Consider the following 9,399-nt stretch of genomic DNA (forward strand, 5'->3'; position numbering starts at 1 on the left):
AAAAAATGAAATCATTCAAGGGTGTAAACTACTTATTTTTATCACTGTTCTTACTTTTACTTCTTGCAAGTACGGCATCAGCAACAAACATTGAGATCAATGGTCAAACACAGGACAAAGTTTTAGAGGGACAGGTAATAAGTTACACATTAACAATAAATAATATCCCACCAGCTGCAGATTATATCTCTTTTGACACTGATCTGGTTAAAGTTGATGATTCCCCTTTATATAATTTCACAAATTTGAACTTTACAAGTGATGCTAACAAATTTGATTTTCCAGTTAATGAAAGCACAACATCAATTATTGTTACTATTAATGGACAAATCCCACAAATCACTAATAAAAAACAGTATGATGGAGTAACACTTATAACATATAAACAAAGTACGGGCTACGCTTATGACAGAATAACACTTACAAATAGTAAAGGAAATCTGATTGAAAGCGTGGAAACACGTCCCTTTGAAATTTCAATCCCGGAAGTTGATTCATTCAGAGAACAGATAAATCAAATCGAAGATCCTTTTTTTAAGAAATATCTGCAGGACCTGCATGATAAAGGGCTTGTTAAGGAGTCAAAAACACTTGCTGATTATTTGACTGAAAATGATAAATGGCCTTCATACTGGTGGCTTATTCCAGGTGCAATCATAGGCCTTATAGTCGGTTTTTTAATTGGTGTGAGATTTAATTCTAAGGATGATATCGATCTAGGAGAAGATACCGAATGAAAAAGGTAGATGACTCGAGTCAATCTTTTAAGTACCCTCCAAACCTGACAATTGTGGGTCTGGGAGGATGCGGAAAAAAACTTGCTCGTGAAATATGCGATTACGATTGGTTACTCCACTACTACTCCAATGATGTAAATAGGCTTAAGATTTATACGATGGATACGGACGCCAATGAATCTGCAGAAGATCATTGGTGGGAAACAAAAATTATGGAGAAAGTAGATAATCTGGAGGGAGCGGGAAATATCGAATTTAAGTCCTACTATCTACCAAACCTTGCAAATATTACACATGTATCCGATTTAACCAGCTCTGAAGTTTCAGCAAGCATAAAAAGATCCCGCTCGATCAAAACATGGTGGTTGAATGATCCCGAAAACGATGGAGTTACTTTCCAGGACCTGAAACGTATTGATCACTTCATCATGGATGATTTCGGGGGTGGTGTGCATCGCAGAAGAGCTGTTTCAAAAGCTATTCTGTATAAAGTTTTGAGTGAAGGACAGGCAAATGGGTTCCCTACCTTTTCGAATCCTGGAGTCACTGCCATCATTGTCGGGATCGGGGGAGGTACTGGCTCAGGCATGTTCATAGACCTTGCAAGATATATCAAGGAAAAACGAGATGATGCTATCTATCTCTTTGTAGTACTTCCAACGACAAAAGAAGGAGAAAAAGAACAGCTTAATGCTGCCATTTCCCTTACCGAGCTTGAATACTTAAACGTGTCTCACGATGAGAGACTTTTCGATCATGTAATATTTACATCTCTGGGTCCCACGGAGTATACCAACGGACAGTATGAACTGGAAGAAGTAGATGAATTTGATTCTGTCTTCCCGCAGATTCTCACTAACTTCTTCCATATAGAGAGAAGTGACCTTAACCTTAGTGACGCAAGAAAATCCTATTCTTCTTTTATATTTGCCGATTCGCATGTGATCGAATACCCCGTAGAAGAGCTCAGGGAATTAAAGGAACAGTACAGCCAGATTATTCATGAACTGGAAGAAATCGATGCTGTCAGGAAAAATGTAAACGAGATTATTGAAGGTCTCCTTATTAAGTTCAACATCAGTGGAGAAGCCACTCCAACGATGGAAGTCTTTGAGTTCATAAAAACTGAGTATAGAAATATTGAAAAAGTGTGGACAAACAACATCGCAAAACTGCTTAATTATCACAGCGTGGAACAAATAGAGGAATTTATTAAATATAACATTTCAGAGATTCAATTTGAAAAGATCGGAACCTATAACGACCTGACATCCTATATTTCACGAGTTAATAATTTTGCTCAAGGCGTTGCGCAAGAGAAACTCAAAGATGAAATCGATAAAAAATTATTCCGTTTGATTCCAGAAGCCCTTGAGACTCTAGAAAAAAATGCAAGTTTATTCAAGCGGGTTGCAGCGGTTGAGAATGAAGATTGCAGGTCTGTAATGATTAATATCCTGAAAGGGAAAAAGGATATCCCTCCTCTTCTTGGAGCCCTGAACGCCAAGAGTCAGGAAATCCAAACTCTGAACACGAAGCTGAAGCCGACCGAGCAGAAAATGGCCGAGCTAAATTCTTTGCCCATCGAGGTCGACAAAAAGATCAAAGATAAATTAAATGATATTGATCTTGACCTTGAGTCCTATGCAAAACTCAACCGGAATATTAAATACCTCCCGGATAATGAACAAAAATTGAAAGAAATATTAGATCGATATATAGAGAAATTGAGTACCGGGAAAGTTAGAGGGAACGATAAAAATAGCTGGTTTTTGTCTGCTGGCACTAAAGATATTAGAATGGAAATTGAGGCTATCTCAAAAGAGAACGAATGTGATCTTGAAAGCTTAAGCAGGTTTATTGATTCCGTTACCAATTATTATTTTTATAAATATAAGGTAAAAGAAGTTGAAAAGGGCGGCTTGCGTGCACTTATACTGGGGAAGAGAAAGCAACTAATAAAAAAATATAAAGAGCATGCCGGGAAAGAAGAAGATTATATCAAATCAAATATGAAATACTGGGCGATTCGTATCGATACACCCTTTAATATAATCATACCTGATAATTTTTTAACCATTGATTTAATTAAAAAAGTTGAAGTACTTCGAGAAAGGATCTGTAATTCTATATTTGCAGATTTAAATACAAATAATATAGACAGTGAGAGGCTGGATCAAATATTTGCATCCGATGACAGGGTAAAAATCAGGCAGTTTTTGCGAGAAAATCTGACAGAACTCCATTTAGAAGCTGCTAATTACTTCAATAGTATGGAAGAGTTAAATAAATACATTAAAGATATAAATCGAGAAATAGAAGAAAAGCAACTGCAGTATGATATGCTTGTTAAAGTCGATGCCACCAACACGGAAACATTTTCAAGCCGAAAAAATTTCAATCTGCATTATGAATATTTCCATGAACATTTTGAGATAATCAATAAAAAAATAGAAGCCGGAAAACGGACGAAAAAAGGCATATACAAAACTAAATTTGGAAGTGTCAACCCCCAGATCCTGTCTCTTGTGGAAGGCAGGTCTGATACGAATGCCATTCCTGATATGGGCAATCTTGACATGGACACAAACGGGAAATTAGAACTTGATAAACTCATAAACCTCGCAAAATCAACATATCAGGACCTGTTTGAAAGCAGGAAACTTGGAGTAAATTCTTTAAAAATTTCAATAGGCGAGACTGAAAGGTGGACTTTTGGGAAAGCTGCTTTAGTTGTATCATCCACTTCCGGATATGTACGTTCCGAGCTCATGAAAAGCATGATCAGTAAAGATATCAATCAGAGCCTGTCTTTGAAAAAACCTAATGATTCCCTGCTAACTCCCCATGGACATACAAAACCCTGGGAGATTGCTCTGACCTTTTTTGCCGCATCAAGTTTTCTTGACAACATTTATCCCCTGGTAGCCGGAGGAGGTTACTGGGAAATTTATGCAAGGAATAAGGAAAATATACTGCATCATGTCCTGAAACTTCAGGATGGAGAGTACATAACTCGAAATGTCCTCTTAAGCTCGGAAGCAGCCGGAAAGATTGCAAACAGTGAAAGGATAGAGGAAATTCCCCAGGAGATCAAGAGCCTTTATAAAACGAAGTCATTAAAGGAGGCCCTGAAGCTTGAAAATAAGTAGAACTCATACGATTTTTGAAATCATTCTGGTTTTATTGGGGGTTCTCCTTTCCCTTATTTTTTTACATATGAGTATGCCCTACTGGCTATCAGATACGGCATGGTACATAAAACTCATTTTCAGCTTTTTCGTTGCATCCTTTATTTCCAGTGCAATTGGGATGATTCTCGAGTTTCGCTCCAGAATCGGGGGAATTTTCTTACTTGCAGTGTTCTTGCCGTTTGTGTACGTCTTTTACGTAAGCGGGTTATTACGTCTTGACGGATTTGTGCTTGGAATGCTGGAAGGTGGATGCTTAAGCTTTTATTCCTATTATAATAATCGCTTTGACAGGCTTGCGATGTATTTACGTCGATTCATCAAGATTTTTGTTGTATTTACCTCATTGTATCTAATCCTGGCTCTGGTTAAGATTATGTGGTCTTCTCAAGAACCGGATTTCATGTCAAGTGGGTCAAGCGAGATTTTTGAATTTATGATTTTGCTAGGAACTTTATTTACATTTTCTTTCCTTCTGACGAAGACCATTCGCGGTATAAAGGCTTATGATGTATTTGTGTATGGGCCTTCACGGTCCGGAAAAACATTGTTACTGCTTGCATTCTACAATCAGTTTGTAACTGTTCTGGGGGGCCAGAGAAAAGAAATTATCGTGTCGGAAAAAAACAAAGAAAGTTTAAAGATTGAAAATATGCTTGCAGATATGGAGAAGGGAGAACTTCCAAGAAGCAACCTCCGGACAGATCTTGCAATATATTTGTTATCAGGCAAAAAAGGAGTTAAACCTGTAGGAATGACATTTGTCGACTACGGGGGAGAACATACAAAAAATTTTGACCCCGCGCAATATGGGACAATAATTGAAGAACTCAACGAACGTTTCAATATAGACGTTCCCACACTGGAACAGAATATGGGAAATATAGATTTTATAAAAAACCTGCGAGATAATCATAAAAATGAATTTGCAGAGGCTGTAGAGAAAGTCACTTTTGCCCATGTATATAAAAGATTTGAAAGTGCAGGGAAAATCATTTTTCTGGTAGATGGAGATCATATCGTTGACTACCATAATGGCGGCAAAACAAATTTGACACAACTCTTCGGCCACTACTCAAATATCATCAATATATTCGGGAATGAGAAATCGTATGCGATTGTGGTGACCAAGACTGACATGTTTAAGGATCTTTCCAAGATTATGGAGGATTCAAAAGAAGCCAGGGATATAGAGCATGAAATATATGATCTGTTCTGCGAGATTACCACATTCAAGGAAATTGTAAATATGGCATATCAAATGCCGATCTACATGTACACGGTCAGTGTGGATGCAACCCTGAAACCTCTCACTATAGAAAGTGAGAATCCGGAAATTCAGCGGGAATATCCAAAAATAAATCCATGGAGGGTTGGAGAAATTGGGAAATTCAGCTTCTAATCGTCGTGATAAAACTCCAGAGAGCTTTGCTTTTTTCCACCTCTCCAATGCAAGCCAGAACTCAGATTATGGAATCTATAATTCAACGGGCCATCTATTAAAAGGTAATACACTTTTTGAACAATATACTGAACTGGCAACGCAGCTTGATACAAAAAGAAGTGCATTTTACCTGGAATCAAAAGAGAATGAACTCATTTTTGGATGCAGTTTGAGTGTAAAGGCTGAGAATGGAAGAGAAGAAAGAGTCGTATTCATCCAGGTCTACAAAAATTTACCGTTAAAGGATGAGATTGATTCTGATATTCAGTTATTAAAGCAGTTCTATGAGAGGGTTAAATTTGAGGTAGAGAATCTCGACGTGAAGAAATATAAGCTAGTTGGATTTTGGGAGGAAGGGGACTTTAAAACTATTAAAGGGGCCCCTATAGAAAAAGAAGTTTTAGAATACACAGCAGGCAAGATTCGTTCTCGCAAAAAAGTCTCTGTCAAGATTTCAGAACTCAGTAGTGGACTTTCCCTTATCCTTAAATTAATTACCATATTAAGGTACAGATTTACATTTGTTTTTGATGTTTCTCAATATCCTTCAGAAGCTGATGTTTCTGTTAGTCTCATCAAACCAAATCCGGATTTTGAGATCGGAGAAAACGGAACGTTTCGAGAATTTTCTAAATCAGGATCATGGAATTTTTATAAAGAGTTGGGTGAAGAACTCTTTAAAGGTAAAACTTCTTCTTCAAAAGGAAGTAAAACCAGGTCAGATTCCGTAAGCCTTATTGTGAAAAAAATCTTAAGTGACCCATTCTATTATTGCAGTTCTTCTAATTCTATTTTAGACAACTTTGATGATCTGGAGAAAGTTGAAATATTTCAGGGATTGGTCCAAAAAACCACTGATGTAAACGATCCCAATATTAGAAAAGTTCTCATAAATATCTATAGCAAAATTGAAGCGTCAGAATGCAGGAAAGATCTTTACAAAATATTACTCTCAAGAAATCTATATATTGAAGACCTCATCGTGAATCTTGTACTAACCATATATAAAGAACATAACAAAGATTTGTTCAATTTGCTCTTTAAGAAGACTTCACGGGAGAATTTACCTTTAAATTATTTAGATAACGACTGGACACAGAATTCCAGAAGAGATTCCAGGTACAATTCTTTTGAGAAAGGAATTAAACAAGCACTAAAACTCTTAGAATATTCAGACAAGATTAATTTTGTAAAATTTATTGCCAGTGAAGCACCTTCAAAGCCAAAAGCCGAGGGAAAAATCCTTCTCAAAACTCTGATCGAAGACCTGGTTGATCAAAAAGGCAACAATGACTTTATTTCAAAGCTAAGCGAAGAAGAAGCTGAAAATCTGGATAAAATCCAGGGTTCAGAATACCTGGATTCAAAAAAATGGATGAAAAAAAGGAAAAGAAACAGGAATTTCAAAACCGTTTTTTGCGCTGTCGCTCTGGTTCTGATTATATCTTATTTTTCCATATATTATACCCATTCAACGGGAAATAAAGGAGAGAACAATTCCTCCGGAAACAATACGTCTACATTTATTGAATATTTGAAATCAGTGTATGAAAATAAATCCATAAATAGTTTAGAGGATGCTATAATCTCCGAGGATGATCAAAAAGCAGAGAATAATACAGAAATAAACGACACAGATGGGACATAAAGACAAATTTGAATATTTTTTAATCAGTTGAATGCCCCGCTAGTGTCTAGGAAATTTAGTTCTGAGTCCTCAGAATTAAGAAAGGGACTACGGATAAGGTATTGTCTAAATATTAACGCCCAGTAATTAATTTGCCACGACACTAGCTTACCGCGGGGATGGAAAACTTCCCCGGTAAACGTTAATGATAATATGATTTATTAATTCCATTTTTTGGTTGTTAAGTTCTACTCAAACTAAATATTTTAGGGTTATTGTCTACTTTAACGAAATTTGGAGCGGTGGCGCAAACATACCCCGTTGCTTGCAGAGGAGTGCGCCAGCGCAACTTTGATTTTTTTGTAAGACTGCTCTCCTGTGTTGAGCGTGGAAAGAACGACAAGATACGATAAATGACGCTGTACAGGTTAATATTCAGATCCAATAATTTCAAGCCCGTTTTTTGTCCCCACAGAAACATCCACAGAAACCCACCGAAAAATCCACAGGATATTCGACTGAAATAAATTTGTTTATATCTCAGGATGCAGTTATAAAAGATGATTGAAAATGAAACTTGACATTATAATCCGCAGTTTTTTGATAGCAGTTTTAATCTCACTTATAGCAGTACTTCTGGAGTCGGCTTACTATGGGCTGCATGCAAGGAACATGTATTCTGCCAGCAATGCTGCTTATTCTATTACCAGCCCTTTTGTCAATAATTTTTCAGGTATAAGCGGCCCCACAAATACGGTAGTACTCGCTATAATATTCATTTCCAGCTTCGTGATAGCCTTGAACCTGATATCTAAAAGAGAAAAAACATAAAAAGACACATAACATCTGGCTGAAGGGTACATTCTCCTTGAGCGGTTAATTAGATTTGATAGAGGATGCCCTTTGATTTTTATTTCAACTTGTTTATAAAAGCCGCCGCAGCTCACAATCTTCCATACTTCTTGTGCGCCTGTTCAGTTGTGAGAATATCGAAAACATAAACTTTCTTTTCGTCTTTATCTACGTTGTAGAAAATGCGAACGTTTCCTACTCTGAGGCGGTATGAAACTTTTCCAGCACCCTTAATTTCTTTTTTGTTTCCTCCACTTCCGGGAAAAGGATCGTTAAGTTCTTTAATTGCTGATTTAATGTGTTGTTTTAGCTCTGAGGGAATCCTGTCAAATAATTCCGGAAGCACCAGGACATCAAAGCTCATCTATGCTCACAAACTTTTCTTTCTTTTCATTTACTATTTTTTGACCATATTCTGCGAGCCGATTTTTGTTATGCTCTATGATCAGCTTCTCGATGACATTATTGTAATCGTCTCCCATAGATCCGATAGCACGTAGCTGGTCACGTGTTTGTTTTGTTATTTGTATAGTGGTAGTTTCAGCCATATCCTTCATCATAGTGGCTATAGTACTTATAGTTTGTATATGAAAAAATACGGAAAAAAACATATGAAAAAAGCAATGCTATAAAAAGGATGGATAGAAAAAGATTTTGGATTTCTGCTTGTCATCAGGGAGAACGGTTATCTAAAGGTTTGATAGAGGGTTCCATTTGCTTTTTTGAAAAATTAACCGAACCTGCCGATAAGGGCACTTAATATATGGTTAAAGCAAGCATAACAGATTACGCAGAGGAATAATACTCAAAATTGGCGAATACCCGTGTGTCTGCTACGTTGTACATATTGCCAGGTATAAAACCTATAGCAGGTTACAACACTTTTCGGATAGGCTCTAAGATTTAAATCCTTATTTTAAAGGCTATACCATATATCGGTAGAATAGCCAGTTGCAAAATTTTTCTTATTCCCCTATTACTGGTTATTAATTAGCTCCACCACAGTTATGCATAGCGTCATTAAGCTTATCTGTTATCATCCCACAGGGGAGAATCAATGGTTTACTTGTAACAGTGATAGTGAGATTTGTCGTTCCATCCCATTTGAAGTGCCCTTTAACTCCATATCCTTCAATGTCACCTTCGTTTCCTGCAGGTACTTTTACCCCTACATTTTCAAGTTTCTTTTTCAAACAATTAAATACATTTTGTGTAACGCCGTGATACGTTATCGAATCACATCCACCCATATTTTGTCCCCCTTTGTTTGTTGAAAAAATTTTATTTTAGAACTTAAGCATTTAAATCAAAAATCAATTAAAGATCACTTTGTCTATATCTAATATAAGACAATTATATTTATATAATCATACGAATATAAAACTTGTATAGAAACTATATTTCGCTTGACAGTGTCACATTATGTCAATGGCGGTTAAGAATCTTCCAATTTCGGCGGTTTAAAACCTTCCAATTCACAATCCTTGAGAAAAGTTCGAGGATTGTAGATAATGTTGAAAATGGAGGAATGGCTATTGATACGAGATT

The 9,399-nt window shown here is 36.6% G+C and carries 8 protein-coding genes; 5 read left to right on the forward strand and 3 right to left on the reverse strand.

Annotation, left to right across the window (positions count from 1 at the left end):
* Positions 1–5: 5 nt before the first annotated feature.
* From PHF18_RS10870 to PHF18_RS10890, 5 genes are all read left to right on the forward strand, one after another.
* Positions 6–737, forward strand: a complete 732-nt coding sequence (locus PHF18_RS10870; protein WP_300102471.1) for a hypothetical protein — start codon at positions 6–8, stop codon at positions 735–737.
* Positions 734–3,889 carry a tubulin-like doman-containing protein gene (locus PHF18_RS10875; RefSeq protein WP_300102474.1) on the forward strand — a complete coding sequence of 1,052 codons (3,156 nt, stop codon included), beginning with the start codon at positions 734–736 and terminating at the stop codon, positions 3,887–3,889. Before PHF18_RS10870 ends, PHF18_RS10875 begins: the two co-directional genes overlap by 4 nt.
* Complete coding sequence (locus PHF18_RS10880; protein ID WP_300102477.1) at positions 3,876–5,330, forward strand: hypothetical protein; 1,455 nt, start codon at positions 3,876–3,878, stop codon at positions 5,328–5,330. Before PHF18_RS10875 ends, PHF18_RS10880 begins: the two co-directional genes overlap by 14 nt.
* A complete protein-coding gene (locus PHF18_RS10885; protein WP_300102480.1) occupies positions 5,302–7,020 on the forward strand; it encodes a hypothetical protein in 1,719 nt (572 codons plus the stop codon). Before PHF18_RS10880 ends, PHF18_RS10885 begins: the two co-directional genes overlap by 29 nt.
* Positions 7,021–7,569: 549 nt before the next feature.
* Complete coding sequence (locus PHF18_RS10890) at positions 7,570–7,830, forward strand: hypothetical protein (protein ID WP_300102482.1); 261 nt, start codon at positions 7,570–7,572, stop codon at positions 7,828–7,830.
* A gap of 112 nt (positions 7,831–7,942) precedes the next feature.
* Here PHF18_RS10890 and PHF18_RS10895 read toward each other — a convergent pair whose 3' ends face one another.
* From PHF18_RS10895 to PHF18_RS10905, 3 genes are all read right to left on the reverse strand, one after another.
* Positions 7,943–8,215 carry a type II toxin-antitoxin system RelE/ParE family toxin gene (locus PHF18_RS10895; RefSeq protein WP_300102485.1) on the reverse strand — a complete coding sequence of 91 codons (273 nt, stop codon included), beginning with the start codon at positions 8,213–8,215 and terminating at the stop codon, positions 7,943–7,945.
* Positions 8,205–8,399, reverse strand: a complete 195-nt coding sequence (locus PHF18_RS10900) for a hypothetical protein (RefSeq protein WP_300102487.1) — start codon at positions 8,397–8,399, stop codon at positions 8,205–8,207. Before PHF18_RS10900 ends, PHF18_RS10895 begins: the two co-directional genes overlap by 11 nt.
* Before the next feature lie 438 nt (positions 8,400–8,837).
* Positions 8,838–9,101, reverse strand: a complete 264-nt coding sequence (locus PHF18_RS10905) for a hypothetical protein (protein ID WP_300102491.1) — start codon at positions 9,099–9,101, stop codon at positions 8,838–8,840.
* Positions 9,102–9,399 lie beyond the last annotated feature (298 nt).

This window comes from Methanosarcina sp. (assembly GCF_028693135.1).
GTDB lineage: Archaea > Halobacteriota > Methanosarcinia > Methanosarcinales > Methanosarcinaceae > Methanosarcina.